At 68.0% G+C, this 15,497-nt stretch carries 15 protein-coding genes, 1 tRNA gene and 6 pseudogenes; 12 read left to right on the top strand and 10 right to left on the bottom strand.

What is annotated here, in order from left to right; all coding sequences use genetic code 11:
- Positions 1–23: 23 nt before the first annotated feature.
- From ACZ4EG_RS39520 to ACZ4EG_RS39500, 5 genes and pseudogenes are all read left to right on the top strand, one after another.
- Positions 24–1,505 (top strand): FG-GAP and VCBS repeat-containing protein, encoded by a 1,482-nt coding sequence (locus tag ACZ4EG_RS39520; RefSeq protein WP_467794069.1) that lies wholly within the window; start codon positions 24–26, stop codon positions 1,503–1,505.
- 52 nt (positions 1,506–1,557) lie between these two features.
- Entirely contained in the window at positions 1,558–2,568 is a 1,011-nt protein-coding gene (locus ACZ4EG_RS39515) for a Yip1 family protein (protein ID WP_467794068.1), read from the top strand.
- 177 nt (positions 2,569–2,745) lie between these two features.
- A pseudogene (locus tag ACZ4EG_RS39510) lies at positions 2,746–2,997 on the top strand (recombinase family protein); the annotation flags it as partial.
- A 77-nt stretch (positions 2,998–3,074) separates the two neighbouring features.
- Positions 3,075–3,200: a recombinase zinc beta ribbon domain-containing protein gene (locus ACZ4EG_RS39505; RefSeq protein ID WP_467794141.1), complete on the top strand. Its 126-nt coding sequence runs from the start codon at positions 3,075–3,077 to the stop codon at positions 3,198–3,200.
- 18 nt (positions 3,201–3,218) lie between these two features.
- Positions 3,219–3,659, top strand: a complete 441-nt coding sequence (locus ACZ4EG_RS39500) for a hypothetical protein (protein ID WP_467794067.1) — start codon at positions 3,219–3,221, stop codon at positions 3,657–3,659.
- Between the two features lie 139 nt (positions 3,660–3,798).
- Here the strand turns inward: ACZ4EG_RS39500 and ACZ4EG_RS39495 are convergent, their stop codons facing one another.
- A complete protein-coding gene (locus ACZ4EG_RS39495; protein ID WP_467794066.1) occupies positions 3,799–4,542 on the bottom strand; it encodes a hypothetical protein in 744 nt (247 codons plus the stop codon).
- 598 nt (positions 4,543–5,140) lie between these two features.
- Here ACZ4EG_RS39495 and ACZ4EG_RS39490 point away from each other — a divergent pair.
- Positions 5,141–5,638, top strand: a pseudogene (locus tag ACZ4EG_RS39490) (IS30 family transposase); the annotation flags it as partial.
- A 194-nt stretch (positions 5,639–5,832) separates the two neighbouring features.
- Here the strand turns inward: ACZ4EG_RS39490 and ACZ4EG_RS39485 are convergent.
- From ACZ4EG_RS39485 to dcd, 3 genes are all read right to left on the bottom strand, one after another.
- Positions 5,833–6,270 (bottom strand): replication initiator, encoded by a 438-nt coding sequence (locus ACZ4EG_RS39485; RefSeq protein ID WP_467794065.1) that lies wholly within the window; start codon positions 6,268–6,270, stop codon positions 5,833–5,835.
- 203 nt (positions 6,271–6,473) lie between these two features.
- Entirely contained in the window at positions 6,474–6,983 is a 510-nt protein-coding gene (locus ACZ4EG_RS39480; protein WP_467794064.1) for a phosphoribosyltransferase, read from the bottom strand.
- A gap of 5 nt (positions 6,984–6,988) precedes the next feature.
- Entirely contained in the window at positions 6,989–7,564 is a 576-nt protein-coding gene (gene dcd / locus ACZ4EG_RS39475) for a dCTP deaminase (protein WP_467794063.1), read from the bottom strand.
- Between the two features lie 528 nt (positions 7,565–8,092).
- Here dcd and ACZ4EG_RS39470 point away from each other — a divergent pair.
- Positions 8,093–8,166: transfer RNA gene (locus ACZ4EG_RS39470), tRNA-Gly, on the top strand.
- A gap of 313 nt (positions 8,167–8,479) precedes the next feature.
- On the opposite strand, the pseudogene ACZ4EG_RS39465 reads toward ACZ4EG_RS39470, so the two are convergent.
- Positions 8,480–8,578: pseudogene (locus ACZ4EG_RS39465) on the bottom strand (VapC toxin family PIN domain ribonuclease); the annotation flags it as partial.
- Between the two features lie 437 nt (positions 8,579–9,015).
- Between ACZ4EG_RS39465 and ACZ4EG_RS39460 the strand changes: the two are divergent.
- The 4 genes and pseudogenes from ACZ4EG_RS39460 (at position 9,016) to ACZ4EG_RS39445 (ending at position 11,633) form a co-directional block, all read left to right on the top strand.
- A pseudogene (locus ACZ4EG_RS39460) lies at positions 9,016–9,219 on the top strand (cold-shock protein).
- A gap of 180 nt (positions 9,220–9,399) precedes the next feature.
- On the top strand, positions 9,400–10,890 hold the full coding sequence (locus ACZ4EG_RS39455) for a DEAD/DEAH box helicase (protein WP_467794062.1): 1,491 nt from the start codon (positions 9,400–9,402) through the stop codon (positions 10,888–10,890).
- A gap of 111 nt (positions 10,891–11,001) precedes the next feature.
- A complete protein-coding gene (locus ACZ4EG_RS39450; RefSeq protein WP_059130431.1) occupies positions 11,002–11,271 on the top strand; it encodes a CBS domain-containing protein in 270 nt (89 codons plus the stop codon).
- A 47-nt stretch (positions 11,272–11,318) separates the two neighbouring features.
- Entirely contained in the window at positions 11,319–11,633 is a 315-nt protein-coding gene (locus ACZ4EG_RS39445; protein ID WP_362698484.1) for an SCO5918 family protein, read from the top strand.
- A gap of 127 nt (positions 11,634–11,760) precedes the next feature.
- Here ACZ4EG_RS39445 and ACZ4EG_RS39440 read toward each other — a convergent pair whose 3' ends face one another.
- On the bottom strand, positions 11,761–12,135 hold the full coding sequence (locus ACZ4EG_RS39440; RefSeq protein WP_467794061.1) for a hypothetical protein: 375 nt from the start codon (positions 12,133–12,135) through the stop codon (positions 11,761–11,763).
- Positions 12,136–12,841: 706 nt separating this feature from the next.
- Here ACZ4EG_RS39440 and ACZ4EG_RS39435 point away from each other — a divergent pair.
- Positions 12,842–13,165, top strand: a pseudogene (locus ACZ4EG_RS39435) (MerR family transcriptional regulator); the annotation flags it as partial.
- Between the two features lie 904 nt (positions 13,166–14,069).
- Here ACZ4EG_RS39435 and ACZ4EG_RS39430 read toward each other — a convergent pair.
- The 4 genes and pseudogenes from ACZ4EG_RS39430 to ACZ4EG_RS39415 all read right to left on the bottom strand — a co-directional run.
- A complete protein-coding gene (locus tag ACZ4EG_RS39430) occupies positions 14,070–14,321 on the bottom strand; it encodes a SpdD protein (RefSeq protein ID WP_467794140.1) in 252 nt (83 codons plus the stop codon).
- Between the two features lie 25 nt (positions 14,322–14,346).
- Complete coding sequence (locus ACZ4EG_RS39425; RefSeq protein WP_467794060.1) at positions 14,347–14,541, bottom strand: hypothetical protein; 195 nt, start codon at positions 14,539–14,541, stop codon at positions 14,347–14,349.
- A 15-nt stretch (positions 14,542–14,556) separates the two neighbouring features.
- The gene (locus tag ACZ4EG_RS39420; RefSeq protein ID WP_467794059.1) at positions 14,557–14,748 is read right to left on the bottom strand and encodes a mobile element transfer protein; all 192 of its coding nucleotides are present in this window, start codon (positions 14,746–14,748) and stop codon (positions 14,557–14,559) included.
- Positions 14,749–15,014: 266 nt separating this feature from the next.
- Positions 15,015–15,402 (bottom strand): annotated as a pseudogene (locus tag ACZ4EG_RS39415) (DUF2637 domain-containing protein); the annotation flags it as partial.
- Between the last annotated feature and the right edge of the window lie 95 nt (positions 15,403–15,497).

The following is a 15,497-nucleotide window of genomic DNA, read 5'->3' as shown; positions in this document are numbered from 1 at the left end:
CCGCATGCCGCAGGAGACCCCGCATGCACACGCACCTGCGACTCGCCCTCGCGACGGCCACCGCGGCCGCGCTGACGGGCGGTCTGCTCTCGATCTCGGCCGCCACCGCCACCGCCGCGGACTCCGTCAGGGTCGCGCAGGCCGACTTCAACGGCGACGGCATCGGCGACGTCGTCACCTCGGCGGCCACCGCCTACGTCAGCGGCCACAAGAACGCCGGCCAGATCGTCGCCCTCTACGGCACCACCTCCGGCGTGACCTACGCCAAGCACACCACCATCAGCCAGAACACCGCCGGCGTCCCGGGCACCGCCGAGGCCGACGACATGTTCGGCGGCGAGCTGGCGTACGCCGACTTCAACGGTGACGGCTACGACGACCTCGCCGTGAGCTCCCCGAGCGAGAAGGTCGGCACCGACACCAACGGCGGCGCCCTCGCCATCCTCTGGGGCTCCGCGAGCGGCCTCACCGGCAAGGCGATCGACGTTCCCGACCCGGCCACCGGCTCCCACGACTACTGGGGCAAGAACCTGGCCGCCGGCGACTTCGACGGCGACGGCAAGGCCGACCTGGCCGTCGGCAGCTCCGCCGACACGATCTACGTCTACAAGGGCGGCTTCAGCACCGGCGGCACGCCCGGCGGGCGGACCACCGTCAAGCCGCCGATCCAATCGGGCACCAACGACTTCCCGTACGGCCCGATGCACCTGACCGCCGGTGACGTCAACGGCGACGGCCGCACCGACCTGATCGTCGACGGCTACGAGACGGCCACCTCGCACGGCTGGAACACCAACTACTGGCTGCCCGGCACCGCGAACGGCCTGAGTGTCGCGTCCGCCAAGAAGCTCAAGACCGGCACGGTCACCGGCATCGGCGACATCAACGGCGACGGCTTCGGGGACATCGTCAGCGGCGCCTCCTGGGACGCCACCACCGCCGACGGCACCGCCATCCCGGACTCCGCCAAGGGCGGAAAGGTGAACATCACCTACGGCTCCGCCTCCGGCCCGGCGAGCACCACCGGCATCACCCAGGACACCGGCAACGTACCCGGCACCTCGGAGAAGGCCGACGGCTTCGGCTGGGACCTCGACCTGGGCGACGTCAACGGCGACGGCTACCAGGACCTGGTGGTCTCCACCCCGAACGAGGACATCGGCGGCGTCACCAACACCGGCCAGGTCACCGTCCTGTACGGCTCGGCCTCCGGGGTGCGGACCGCCTCCGGCGCGCAGGCCTTCGCCCAGAGCACGGCGGGCGTCCCCGGCAGCGACGAGAAGAACGACCTGTTCGGCGCGGACGTCAAGCTCGACGACGTCAACGGCGACGGCAAGGCCGACCTGCTGGTGGGCTCGTACGAGAACAGTGCCGACGGCCAGGTGATGTATCTGCCGTCCAACGGCACGAAGATCGTCACGACCGGCGTCCACACCGTCGCCCCGGGCTCCGTCGGCGTCTCCACGTCGGGCACACCCCAGTTCGGCGCCCTGTTCGCGGACTGAGCGGCCGTACGCGTCCGGGCACTTACGGGTTGCCCTTGAGACCCCCTAGGGGATGTCACAGCTCGGCAGCAAAGCCGGGCCCGGAGGGCCGGGTCCGGCACGTCACTCTTCAGGACCAGGTACGTTCGAAGGCGTGGCTGGATTCAGGATCGGACGCGGCGGCCGGGACAACCGTGCCCCGCAAGGACAGCAGGGACCGCAGGGACCGTCGTACGGCGGACGGGCGCCGCAGGGACCGCCGCACGGCTACCCGTCGGCGCCGCAGCCCCACCCGCGGCAGCGGCCGCAGTACGGCGAGGGTGCCCAGTGGCCGCAGGCGAACGGCGGCTACCAGGGCGGCCGGCCCGGCGACGGACCGGAATACTTCGGCGACGACTACGGCGGCCACCCGGGCCAGGGCGGCGCCCCGGACCCGTACGCGGCCAACAACCCGGGCCACACCCAGGCGTTCTCGGTCGACGACCCGTACCACCAGGGCGGGACCTACCGGGCGGGCGCGGCCGCACCGGCCGGCCCGATCGGGCCGCGCCTGCACTGGAAGGAGCTGCTGCGGGGGATCGTGTTCGCCCCCAACCAGACCTTCCTGCAGATGCGGGACTACACGATGTGGGGCCCCGCCCTCGTCGTGACGTTCCTCTACGGCCTCCTCGCCGTGTTCGGCTTCGACGGCGCCCGCAAGGACGCGATCAGCGCCACGCTCTCCAACGCGGTGCCCATCGTCCTGACGACGGCGGTCGCGATGGTGCTGAGCGCGTTCATCCTGGGCGTGGTCACCCACACCCTGGCCCGCCAGCTGGGCGGCGACGGGGCGTGGCAGCCCACGGTGGGCCTGTCCATGCTGATCACCTCCATCACGGACGCCCCCCGCCTGGTCGTCGCGATGTTCCTCGGCGGCGACGCGGGCTTCGTACAGCTGCTGGGCTGGGCGACCTGGGTCGCGGCCGCCGCGCTCCTGACCCTGATGGTCAGCCGCTCCCACGATCTGCCCTGGCCGAAGGCGCTGGGCGCGTCGGCGATCCAGCTGATCGCGCTGCTGTCGATCGTGAAGCTGGGCACGTTCTAGCGGGCCGCAGACACACGAAAGGGCCCCTGGAATCCGCCTCTGCGGCAGGGGCCCTTTTCCGTGCTCACCTTGGTCAGGCGTCCAGCACCTGCCCGGCCCGCTGGACGACGGGCGGCTCGACACTCCAGGCTGAGTGAACCGTATGAGGGCAGTAGCCTCCTCCTGCATCGTCGCAGCATGTCGCAGGCAGGGGAGGCCCCGACAGTGGCACGCAAGGTGGGGATCTACACCCGCATCTCGCGGGACGACGAGGGGGACGCGTTAGGCGTAGCACGCCGGCGCTCCGACTGTGAGCCTCTCGCCGATCTCCGGTCCTGGCAGGCCGTGAAGGTCTACGAGGACAACGACGTGTCCGCGTTCAGGCGCAACGTCGTACGCGATGAGTTCGAGCTGATGCTCAAGGATCTTCGAGCCGGACTTGTCGACGGCATCGTGGCGTACGACCTTGACCGTCTCGCCCGCCAGCCGCGCGACCTTGAACGACTGATTCCCTTGCCCGCACGTACCTGCTCTCGGGGATCGCTCGGTGCGGGCTGTGCAAGACCAAGATCCGGGGTCAGAACAACCGTCTGTGGAAGCCAGGCTCCAAGGCCGCGAAGTACACGTACCAGTGCTCGGTGGTCAACGGCTGATGCGGCAAGGTCGGCCGCGTGGGCGAGCCCGTGGACAAGCTGATTGCACGGCTGGTGCTTGAGGAGCAGCGCGCGAAGGCCGCTGCGGCGGGCGTACCGGTGGAGCAGCAGTGGCCGAGACAACAGGAGCTGGAAGACGTCGTTGCCGACATCCGCCAGCTCGTGGAGGCGGAGAAGGCCAAGGAGATCACCGTGTCCACGCTCTTGCAGCTCCTGCCCGGCAAGGAGCGGCTGCGGGACGAGTTGAAGTTGGAGCGCTCCCGGTTCCACAAGGAACAGAGGCAGAAGGAAGCCAAGGGCCGTACTGGCGATCTCACCGAGGCCGAGTTCTTCGATCTCCCCGTTGAGCACCAACAAGAGATCGTCCTGCACTCCCTGTCGGCGGTGCTCATCCATCCGGCGGGCAGGGGCAGGCGGAAGTTCGATCCGGACCTGATCGAACCCATCTGGCGTGAGTGACTCGGCTCGAGCGACGTGAAGAGGCCCCGGAAGCGCGCGATTCGGGGCCTCACGCTACCGTTGCTTACGGACTGCGGCCGTTCGCCCTCAGTGCGAATGAGGGCGAACGGCCGCAGAACCTATGCTGAGGCGCAAGGTCTCAGGAGGTTGCCTTCCCTATACAGAACCACACAGTTCCGGCGCCGAGGCCCCCAGCAGCGGTGATGCACGGCACGCATGCTGCACCAGCCGTTCCCACGCACGCGGCCGCACAGGCGGTCCCGATCAGCGCGAGGGTCCAGGACGAGACGCCTGCGTTGGCGAGGCAGCTGTTCAGCTTTTTCCAGCTGAAGCCCCTGGCAGCAATCTGCGGCTCCTTGGTGGGTGCGCTCGGAAGGTCGGCGACCTTGATGATCTTGTCGTTGGTCAGGGAGCCGTTGCGCCAGACCTGCGCGTGACCGGTCTTGTCGTCGTGGGTGAGCTGCATCTCCAGCGTGTTGTCCAGCTTGCCGGAGGCGTCGTAGACGGCGTTCAGGCTTGCGCCGACGACTTGGCCGCTGATGGGCACTGCGACCTGCGTGTTGCCGTTCTTGAAGGCGTAGACGGTGGCGCGCTCGAACGCCAGGGATGAGCCCGCCTTCAGATGAGCGGATATCTCCTTGCTGTCCACCTCGGCCTTGACGCGGTTCACCCACGTCTGCGCCTGCTCGCCCTGCAGCACGGAGGACTGGCTCTGCAACTCCTGGACCTTGTCGACAAGCGCGGCAGCTTCGGGGGACAACCCACTGTCGGCCGAAACGGAAGCGAAGGCAGCGGGGGTGTAAGCGTTGCTCTGAGCGGCGGTAGTGCCGATGAGGGCCAGGCCGGCGAGGGCCGCAGTGGCAAGACGGTAAGAGAGTCTCACGGAACCGTTCTTTCTAGCCGACTGTCAGATACAGCCAGCACGAGGGACAGGGCGCGTTAGGCGCTAGCGACGGCCAAGAAGCACGAACAGAACAAGCAGAGAACTCGCGGCGGCTGCCGCCCAGGGGCTAGGGCCGCCGTCCCAGGTCGCCACGGTTGCCGCCAAGGTCAGCGCCACATTGAAGGCGGCAACTCCCACAGCAACGCCGGGCGTTCGCTTGTCACTCATGGCATGTCCTAACTGGCTATGCGCCACGTAAACGCGATCATGAGAGACCATAGCAGCACCTGTATAAACAAGTTGACAAACATTCAATCCTCAATAATCAAAGGCTGTTGCACCGCGGCGTCATGGAAATGAGGTGTCGAGCATGGTCCCGTCAACCAGGCAATGCGTCGCGTCCTTCGGCCGGCCACCAGCCGGTTCGGCACCAGAACACGTTCACCGTTCGGTGAGCCCCCTCTCGCGCATAGTGCTCCGAACAGGGTGCACGGCCTCGCTGCCGTCACGAGTAAGCGCCGCCGACGAGTGGGCACTGCATCGCTGCACGGTGAACGGTGACGCCGCAAGGAGAGGTGAACCGTTCCGGGTTCGGTAGAGATCGGCCGAAGCCGAGGACCGGGCCGTCCCCGGCCACTGGGAGGGCGACCTCATCATCGGCAAGGACGGCCGTTCCGCCGTCGGCACCCTCGTCGAACGCTCCACCCGCTACGTGATGCTCGTGCATCTGCCCCACGGACACAGTGCTCTCGCGACCCGCAACGCGTTCCCCACCACCGTCCAGACCCTCCCGCCGCACCGGGGGCGATCCCTGACCTGGGACCAGGGCACTGAGATGGCCGCCCACCGCGCGTTCACCGTCGCCATCGACATCCCGGTCTACTTCTGCAACCCGGCCAGTCCCTGGCAGCGCGGCTCGAACGAGAACACGAACGGCCTGCTACGGCAGTACTTCCCCAAGGGCACCGCCCTCAGCGGCCACACACCCGAGCACCTGGAGACCGTGGCCGCCGAACTCAACAGCCGCCCACGCAAAACGCTCGGCTGGGAAACCCCAGCCGAGCGCCTCGCTAAGCTACTGGACCTGGCCAGCTGACCAGCAGTGTTGCAACGACCCCTCGAATTCGCCGCGATCCGGGGCCTCTTGCCGTGCAGTCACTTGCGGTGAAGCAGTGAAGCAGTCGCACGCGCTCCGCCCACGCCTTGTCACGTGCTGGCGCCCGTGCGAGATGCTCCCTGATCCACTCTTTTCCACTGGTGATCCTTTTCGGATCGGACTCGGGCACTTGATCACCCGCCGTTCCTGGACTCGCGAGCGATCTGGCCATTGCGCGCGTGGTCTTCGGCGATGCCCGCAGCAATGAGCGCGGCCCCGGGCGGGTAGCCGGAGCCGACGTAGCGCCAGTGGCGTTCCGCGATCGCGTCGGGCAGGTCGGCGCGACCCACGTGGTGGGCGCGCTCGGCGCGGAGTGCCGTGTAGGTGGTGGAGTAAGCGCGGGATTTGGTGAGGATGTGGCCCCGGTGGCCGAGGGTGTGCGCCCAAGCCCGGAGACGGAGGGGTGCGTACTCGGGAAGGCCACCGAGGCGCCAGCAGGGGCGCATGAGGACGCGGACGTGGTCGGTGACGGGAGCGGACGCGATATCGGCCCAGGTCAAGAGCGGGCGATCGGTGCCGACGCCCGTGTCGCCGGCCCCCTTGGTGACGTACTTGGTCACGTACCCGGCCACGGCGCCAGTCCGCCTGACCACCAGTGCCGAGACAAGGCCATTCAGCCGTTCGAGGTGACGCTTGAACGGCTCATCTCCCCCGCACGCCACGAGCTGGACGACATCAGGCCCCCACGCACATGACGATCAAGCTTGCCTGGTGCCTCCACCGCAGAGGCAGCGGAGGCACCAGGCACCCATACTCGGTCAATCCGCAACGAGCCTCAGAGAGCCTCTTTTGAGGGAGTGATCGGAGTGCCAGACCTACGGCATGGAGGCAACACAGACCACGGGAAGTTGATCCACTCGTCGGTCCGCTTCCACACGTACTCGCACTTCACGAGGGAGTGGGACTTCTCGTAGATCACGGCGGACCGCACCTCGGCGACGGTGTCGAGGCAGAAGTCGCGCACCAGCTTCAGCGTCTTGCCGGTGTCGGCGACGTCGTCGGTGATCAGGACCTTCTTGTCGGAGAAGTCGATGGCGTTGGGGACGGGCGCGAGCATGACCGGCATCTCGAGCGTGGTCCCCACACCGGTGTAGAACTCGACGTTCACCAGGTGCAGGTTCTTGCAGTCGAGGGCGTAGGCGAGCCCGCCGGCGACGAAGACTCCGCCGCGCGCGATGGAGAGCACTATGTCGGGCTCGTACCCGTCGTCGGCGATGGTTTGGGCGAGCTCCCGGATGGCCACACCGAACCGCTCGTACGTCAGGTTCTCGCGCACGTCGCTCATGGCGCTCACACCTGCGTCCGGTGGAAGTTGAGGAAGGACCGCGAGGCGGTGGGCCCGCGCTGGCCCTGGTAGCGGGAGCCGTACCGCTCGCTGCCGTAGGGGTGCTCGGTCGGCGAGGTGAGCCGGAACATGCACAGCTGCCCGATCTTCATGCCGGGCCACAGCTTGATCGGCAGGGTGGCGAGATTGGACAGTTCGAGGGTGACGTGCCCGGAGAACCCGGGGTCGATGAACCCGGCGGTCGAGTGGGTGACGAGCCCGAGGCGCCCGAGCGAGGACTTGCCCTCCAGCCGCGAGGCGAGGTCGTCGGGAAGGGTGATGACCTCGTATGTCGAGGCCAGCACGAACTCCCCGGGGTGCAGGATGAACGGCTCGTCGCCCTCCGGCTCCACGAGCCGCGTGAGGTCGGCCTGCTCCACCGAGGGGTCGATGTGCGGGTACCGGTGGTTCTCGAACACCCGGAAGTAACGGTCCAGCCGCACGTCGATGCTCGACGGCTGCACCATGGATTCGTCGTAGGGATCGATCCGTACCCGCCCGGCGTCGATCTCGGCCCGGATGTCCTTGTCTGAGAGAAGCACGTCCAGAGGATACGCAAGGCGCGCGGAGCCGTGACAATCGTGACGACCCCGCGCGCCGATGACTACAGGCTGCGACCGACCACAGCCTTCCCTGCCGCTGCTACCGCTTCTCGAGCGAGACAGGCACGACGCTGCGCAGCCGGGCACACCGTGGACACCGGAGGAGCCGGCCGGGGCCGAGCCGCTCGGCCTGCTGCATCGGGAACGAAGCGGTGCTGAACACGTGCCCATCGGCACAGCGGACGACGGTGCGTTCCATCAAGTCCTAGAGTCCCTTCCCCAAAGCCGCATCTGGCTTACTGCCGCGACGACAAAAGCCACATTACGGGATCAAAGAGACGACTCTCCAGGCGGCACTCCGGCCTCACCGAGACCCCCTCCCACGCCCCCACGGTACGCCCCAACTCCGTTCCCCCGCAGCCGGATCCACCCCTCGAAACGCGCGTGGACCCCACGGCGAGAACACCGGGGGTCCGCGATGAGGTACAGTGAGCGAGCGTTCGGATACCGACTCCGTCGGCGTCTTACGCGGGTGTAGTTTAATGGTAGAACATCAGCTTCCCAAGCTGAGAGCGCGAGTTCGATTCTCGTCACCCGCTCCATGATGAGACCCCAGGTCAGTGACCTGGGGTCTGTGTGTTGCTGGAGCCCCCCCCGGACGCCGACCCGTCGAGCACACGAAGATCGGGCACGGGGAGGGCACGAGTGCTTGGCGGACGCCACGCAGCCACCGCTCACGTTTGCCAAAGGGCGCCGATGGCCTGAGGTTTCGTGGCCGACTTGGCAAGCGTTCGCATGTCCTGGCCCTCGGCCTGCCGTTCCCTCGGTGAGGCCGAGTCACGTGCCCCTGCGCCTGAAGGCGACCGCTGACCAGGTCCCGTCTGTGGATGGGACTTCAGTACCAGGGCACTCGCGTCAAAGTGGCGGATCGTCGGGCAGCACCCGGAATGCCTTGTGGCGGCCCAGCGGGCAGACAGCCCGGAAGCCGCACCGGTCGAGGGTGAGAATCGCGTCCAAGTGCGGAGCTCGATCGGCCCGCGGGCCGCAAGACCGCCGCGGTCGCCCCGCCGGAACCGCCGTGTGGCCTTCGTCTCGCTGCTGGGGTCTCGGCGCGTTCGTCGGCATGTCGTCAGCTGATGGCGACGGCAGCCGCGCCCAAGCCGTCGAAGGAGGTCACGGCGCTGCGACCGGACAGACTCGACGGCAACAGTGCGGCCCGGGAGAGCAATTCCTGTGGTCGGGAAGTGAGAAATCGACACGGCGCACGAGAAATATTCCTGAGGTGGGAGACGGCCAGGAATTGTTCACCGCGTGGGGTCGCTCACGCCGTGCTACTGTCAGTATCAGTTGCAGGTGTGGTTGCCAGAATGGTTTTCCGGCGGCTGATCATCACGGCGACACGGAAAGCGCACAGAGCGTATTCCTGACACCGTCTCCGAAGGAGAAACAGAATGGCTACTGGCACCGTGAAGTAGTTCAACGCGGAAAAGGGCTTCGGTTTCATCGAGCAGGACGGCGGCGGCGCCGACGTCTTCGCCCACTACTCCAACATCGCCGCCCAGGGCTTCCGTGAGCTGCTGGAAGGTCAGAAGGTTTCGTTCGACATCGCGCAGGGCCAGAAGGGCCCGACGGCCGAGAACATCGTTCCCGCCTGACGCGTCGGCACTGACGCATACTTCGCAGCTGGGGCCCGCACCTTGGGGTGCGGGCCCCAGCTCGCTTCATTTTCAGGGCGATTCAGCCCTGTTTTTTTCGGCTCGTTCTCGCGATTCTCTGCGCCGTTCTTTTTACTGCGGAAATTCCTTGATACGCGCCCACGTCGAGGAAGGTTCCGCATGAACCGTGCACGCACAACTCGCACACGCACGACTCGCACATACGACCGCTTCGGAGGAAGTGCTGCTGTCGGCCGCTCCGGTGTTCAGAGCCGCTCCAAGGGCAACGGAAATCGGCGGGCCGCACAGGGTGAGTTCGCACCGCCGAAGACGACCACACCGGCGTTGCCCGCCGTCGAGACGTTCGCCGATCTCGCCATGCCGACGCCGTTGCTGGCCGCGCTCGGCCACGAGGGCGTGACCGTACCGTTCCCCATCCAGGCGGCGACCCTGCCGAACTCCCTGGCCGGCCGTCACGTACTCGGTCGTGGCCGCACCGGGTCGGGCAAGACGCTCGCCTTCGGCCTCGCGGTAATGGCCCGCACGGCAGGCCGGCGCGCCGAACCACGGGAGCCGCTGGCCCTGATCCTCGTACCCACCCGTGAACTCGCCCAGCAGGTCACCGACGCGCTCACCCCGTATGCCCGCGCCGTCCGGCTGCGGCTGGCCACCGTGGTCGGCGGAATGTCGATCGGCAGGCAGGCGAGTGCGCTGCGGGCCGGGGCCGAGGTCGTCGTCGCGACACCGGGGCGGCTCAAGGACCTGATCGACCGGGGCGACTGCCGACTGCGGGACGTCGCCGTCACTGTCCTGGACGAGGCCGACCAGATGACCGACATGGGCTTCATGCCCCAGGTCACCGCCCTGCTCGACCAGGTGCGGCCGGAGGGCCAGCGGATGCTCTTCTCGGCGACCCTGGACCGTAACGTGGACCTGTTGGTCCGTCGCTACCTGACCGACCCGGTGGTCCACTCGGTCGACCCGTCGGCCGGTGCCGTCACCACGATGGAGCACCACGTACTCCACGTGCACGACGCGGACAAGCACCGGACGACCACCGAGATCGCGGCACGGGACGGCCGGGTCATCATGTTCCTGGACACCAAGCACGCCGTGGACCGGTTGACCGAGCACCTCCTCAGCAGCGGCGTCCGCGCCGCCGCCCTGCACGGTGGCAGGTCCCAGCCGCAGCGCACCCGGACCCTGGCTCAGTTCAAGGACGGTCACGTCACGGTGCTGGTCGCCACCAACGTCGCGGCCCGCGGCATCCATGTCGACAACCTCGACCTGGTCGTCAACGTGGATCCGCCCGGCGACCACAAGGACTACCTGCACCGTGGCGGTCGTACGGCCCGTGCGGGGGAGTCCGGCAGTGTCGTCACCCTGGTGACACCCGGCCAGCGCCGCGGCATGAGCCGACTGATGGCCTCGGCGGGCATCACCCCGCGCATCACTCCGGTGCGCTCGGGTGAGGCGGAGCTGAGCCGCATCACCGGCGCCCAGGCGCCGTCCGGTGTCCCGGTCGTCATCACCGCTCCGGCTGTGGAGCGTCCCCGCCGCACGTCTTCCCCGTCCCGTGGCCGTCAGGGCCGCACCGGCCAGGGGCGGCCCGGCGGCGCGGCGGTGCGCCAAAGGGCACAGCGGCGCACCGCCGTCGACTCGGCGGCCTAGGCCCAGCACGACCCCGGAGCCGCAGCGGTCTCCCCAGGCCGCAATGGCCACCAGGCCGACCAACCCGCAACACTGGAGGCATTTTTGACGCTCACTCAGACGCAGTGCCGCGTGGCGGACCCCGCATCGACGACCGTGGTCGACGGCATGGAAGCGTACGGGCCTCGGGTCTGTGACGACATGACCGTCGAGGTGGCTCTGGCCGTCATGGCGGGTGCACGTGTCGAGTACCTGACTGTGTGCGACGGGGACGACCAGAGCACGGGTTCGATCACTCTGGCCCGGCTCGCCGTTCTCCGTGCCAGTTCCACGTACACGGACCGCATCCGTCTGCGGGACGTCCTCGGCAGCCGGCTCCGGCCTGTTCCCGTCCGCGGCTGATCCACCCCGCCCGGGTCAGTTCCTTTCCGTCATGCCTGGGAGGCATCATGCGTTGTGTCATCGCCCGGTACCCGTTCGACCTCACCAAGATCGGGGTGCTGGCCTCGATGAAGGGCGTCAAGCCCGAGCTGGTCACGGGCGCGTCCGTGACCATCGGCCGCCGCCGCTACCCCGTCAAGCAGGTGGGCCAGGTCACCACGGGACAGGACCGCCGTGACTTCACCGTCGGCGAAGTCACCCGGGCCATGGCGCGCCTCGGCTTCACCTGCCACGACGGCCCCGAGGCCGCGCCCGTGAGCGTTCCCCTTCCGCTCCGGACCCCGTCGGCACTGCTCGACGGCACCTGCCCTGTGGGCGTGTGAGGACGGGCGGGTAACCGCCCTCAAGATTCCGGTGGGGGCTCTGTCGACGCGCGTCGACAGAGCCCCCACCGCTGTGTCCTCGTCCGCTCGGAGACTCTTGGCCGAGCACCGGGGCGGGGACAGCGTCTCACCGGTCGAAGTAGCTGAAATCACCCACGGTCCACGCGCTGACGTCCTTGATCGCGACTCGGTACATGCCGCCCGTCTCCGGGATACCGAGGCTGCCCTGCAGGATCCGCGCGAGATGGAAGTGCAGATGCGTGGGATCTCCGCCGCGGCCGGGCCGTGCCCCTCGCGGGCCGCCGGTGAAAACGCCGGAGAACGGGCCGAGGCGGTCCGATTCCATCAGGACCTCCGCCACCCGCTCCCTCCACACGGCCTCGGGAGCCAGCCGGCCGGTGATGACGGCGCCGCCGACGACCACGGTCAGCGACATCTGATTGCTGCGCTCGGACTCCACCGCGGCGGAGAGAGCGACAAGCAGTTCATCAGGGTTCGACATGAGAGCAGATCCTATTCAGCTGCCTGTCTCGGGCCAGCCCCGCGGGGGGTGAAGCAGCTTCGCGGACGGCGGGAGGCGGTTCTTGACCGAGTGGCGAGGGCGAGGGGTCGCATCCGTCGTGGCGCCGCTCGCGACGACCTAGGGGGAGGTCATCGTCGCAGGTGACAGGATTCCTCTTCCGTCATAGGGGTGAAATCTACTCTTGCCAGAGTAGACATTGCCTCTCGGCGTGGTTATGCTTCCTGTCGTAGAACACGGTCGAACGAGACCCGGCAGAAACGAACTGGCGGGTAGCTGTACACGAAGTTCGCAGGTCAGTGCGGCTCTCGAGCCTCGAAGCCAAGGTTTCCCAGAACGGCGACGGCGCTGGGAGCCGCACTGGGCGGCTCGCATCTCAAGGAGCTGCCGCAGCAGTACCGCAGTGCCGATTCATCCAGTGGTTGGTTCAGAGAGGAACGGAGGAGCAGACGCCATCAGGATCGCCCGGCCCGAGAAGCACTCGGCCCGGGTACCGCAAGACCCCGGAATGGATGGTGGTCCCCGGTCAAGCAGCTGCGATCCCCCGCTACCCCGCCCTCTGCCGGGCCGGGTAGCGGAAACAGAAGGTCGGCACAGCAGTAGGGCCGACAGATGGTGTTGAATTTCCTTCGGGGCCTTGGTGCCGTACGGCACCAAGGCCCCTCGACGCGTTGCACAGCGAGGTGACATGACAGCAGACAACCCTCTTAGTGATTTTCTGGACGACGACGACTACCCCGCCTACACGATGGGCCGGGCAGCCGAGATGCTCGGCACCACGCCGGGCTTCCTTCGAGCCATCGGCGAGGCTCGTCTGATCACTCCGCTCCGCTCGGAGGGTGGGCATCGCCGGTACTCCCGCTACCAACTGCGGATCGCCGCTCGCGCCCGCGAGCTCGTCGACAGGGGCACCCCGATCGAGGCCGCCTGCCGCATCGTCATCCTCGAGGACCAGCTCGAGGAAGCTCAGCGCATCAACGCCGAGTACCGTCGTGCCGCGGACGAGGCGGCCTGGCAGCTCCGGTTCCAGCTGATCGCGTGGACTCGGGCCACCCGGAGCGCCTTGTGGTGGCCACACGAGAGTGCGGGCCGGAAGTCCCGCGGTGGGGGTGACGACAGCGTCGGCTGTCGTGGGAGCGACGGGATGGAGCTGGGCCGGTTCCCGCCCGTCCGGCGCCCCCAGCCCTCACCGGGCCGACCTCAAGGGTGGGCATCAGGAGGGCTGTGCACCGATGCCGCGGATCGGGTACGGCGAGCCCCACCGCCGCGCTGCGATCACATAGTGCAGCCGACGCCCAGATCAATGCCCCAGCCAGGCTATGGTCGCTCCCGATGCTCGACCCACTGCTTAAGCGGCCTGCTCGAAACCGCGGATCAGTTCCGGAGGAGGGTCACCCTCCTCGAGCGGCAGTTCCTCGCCCGAGTCGAGGCTGTCGGTGGCCTCCAGCCGGCGCGCATCTCGTCGAGGGTGAAGCCGAGAGGCTTCCATACGACGCAGTGTCCTCAGTGCCGATTGGCGCCGCACTCATTGGGCCAGTATGTTCGCCATCGCAAAGCTCCATTCGAGGCGCTCTCGGGCCAGAACACCGCCAGGAGCACCAAGGCGCTCGCACGACGATGCATCCGACGTTCCATGACGGCGTGCCCCAGCCGTGCCCATGAGAGCGGGCAACAGCGGTCAATCACGGTGCGATCCCGCACTCGTGAGGAACTCCGATCAGCGCGTACGTCCAGCTCGGGGCGTATGAGTCCGCGCAAGCGCCGTCGCTTCCCAAGCTGAGAGCGCGAGTTCGATTCTCGTCACCCGCTCCACAGCTAAGGCCCAGGTCAGAGACCCGGGCCTTTTTGCTGTCCTTGGTGATCAGCGGTCGCGTGCCAGGGTCGTGTGCCGCCACCCCGGCGGCCAGGGGGCGGATTCAGCGCCGTTTGTGGTCGCGGAGCATGGAGCGCAGGACGGCGGCGGCCACGGCTACGGAGATGGCCGTGACGGCGACGGCGGCCAGCAGCGCGGTGAGGACGACTCCACCGACGACCAGGGCGACGACGGCGTTGCGGTCGACGGACACCGATGGGAGCGAGCGCTGTACGGGCGCCGGGTCGGTCATGGTCGGGGTGTGGGTGTGCGCGGGCGGCAGGGTCGGGTTGTCGGGGTACTTGGGCAGGAACACGGCGAACCCTTTCTCATCTACTCGTCTAGTCATGTGAGCCGTTTATGGCGTCCACGCCAGAGCACGTGCCGGACTCGATGGCTGGGGCCATGAAGGTGTGGGAGAGCCAGAAGCCGAAGAGGGCGATCAGGACGACGATCCAGGTGCGGACGCCGAGGAACTTGATCGCTCCCCAGGCGAAGAAGCCGAGGACGAAGACGAGCGGAAGGCTGACGGTCACGGGGCGAGATCCCTTTCAGCGGGCGGGGCAGCGGTGGGTGCGGGCGGCCAGTTCGGCGGCGGCGCGGCTGTCGTAGTCGGCGGAGAAGCCGCAGCGCGGGGCGGTGCAGGCGGCGGTGTGCTTCTCACGGCCCCGGCCGTCGTAGGAGGTGCCGACCTGGACGGGGCCGATGCGGATGACGCTGCGGAAGCGGCGGTTGGCTGGCACAGCCGGTTTCCTTTCTCTTGTTCGCTTGCCTGGGTCGCGCGGGCGTGCGTAGATGAGCGGCATGTCACAAGGGGCGCGGCGGCTGGCCGCCTTCGGTTCGGCCGCGTTGGTACTTGGGCTCGCGTGTGTTGGGGGAAGGTGGTGGGTGGGCGAGTCCTGGGCCACCGCGATCACCACGTGCTGCCTTGAGGTACTGATCGTTTCGGCCGTTGTCGGAACGCGGCGAGTGCGGCGGAAGCGGTAAAGCCTCCTGACAGGGCCCGCCTTCAGAGCTGGGCGGCGATGGCTTCGGCCATGGGAGCCGGAACGCCGAGGCGGGCACGAAGGGTTGGCGTGTCGATCGGTGTACCGGTGCGGGTGTGGTGTTCGGCAGCGACCTTGCGGGCATGGTCGACCAGCGCACTCGGGACCGCGACGGCGGGACGTTCGGGCGCCTTCTCGACAGCGGGTTGGGCAGGCGGCTCGGAGGCGGATTCCGGCGCTTCCTCCTGGCCCTTGACCACGTGCACGTCGTTATCAAGTGCCGTCGTAGGGGCGGAGTGGGCGAGGAGTGTGCCGCCGAGGAAGGCGACGGCGGGCCAGCCTGCGACGAGGATGCGCAGCCAGGCCAGGCACCTGGTGCATGTCGAGCAGCCCAGCCGTGGCGACGTTCGCTCGTGGCTGGGGCGGTCGGCTCCAGGGCTTCCCGGAGCCATTTTGGCGCGAGCCCCGAAGATCATGGCCCCAACGTCGTGCCTTACCGGGGAGAT

This window comes from Streptomyces sp. NPDC025638, assembly GCF_055558775.1.
Note: the sequence above shows the minus strand (reverse complement) of the source record. Positions and strands in the feature narration are given on the sequence as shown.

Excerpts from the sequence above, each read along its gene's own strand:
- ACZ4EG_RS39515 (WP_467794068.1), top strand. The coding sequence starts at position 1,558 with ATGTCACAGCTCGGCAGCAAAGCCGGGCCCGGAGGGCCGGGTCCGGCA.
- ACZ4EG_RS39445 (WP_362698484.1), top strand. The coding sequence starts at position 11,319 with ATGCGTTGTGTCATCGCCCGGTACCCGTTCGACCTCACCAAGATCGGG.
- ACZ4EG_RS39520 (WP_467794069.1), top strand. The coding sequence starts at position 24 with ATGCACACGCACCTGCGACTCGCCCTCGCGACGGCCACCGCGGCCGCG.
- ACZ4EG_RS39455 (WP_467794062.1), top strand. The coding sequence starts at position 9,400 with ATGAACCGTGCACGCACAACTCGCACACGCACGACTCGCACATACGAC.
- ACZ4EG_RS39440 (WP_467794061.1), bottom strand. The coding sequence starts at position 12,135 with ATGTCGAACCCTGATGAACTGCTTGTCGCTCTCTCCGCCGCGGTGGAG.
- ACZ4EG_RS39480 (WP_467794064.1), bottom strand. The coding sequence starts at position 6,983 with ATGAGCGACGTGCGCGAGAACCTGACGTACGAGCGGTTCGGTGTGGCC.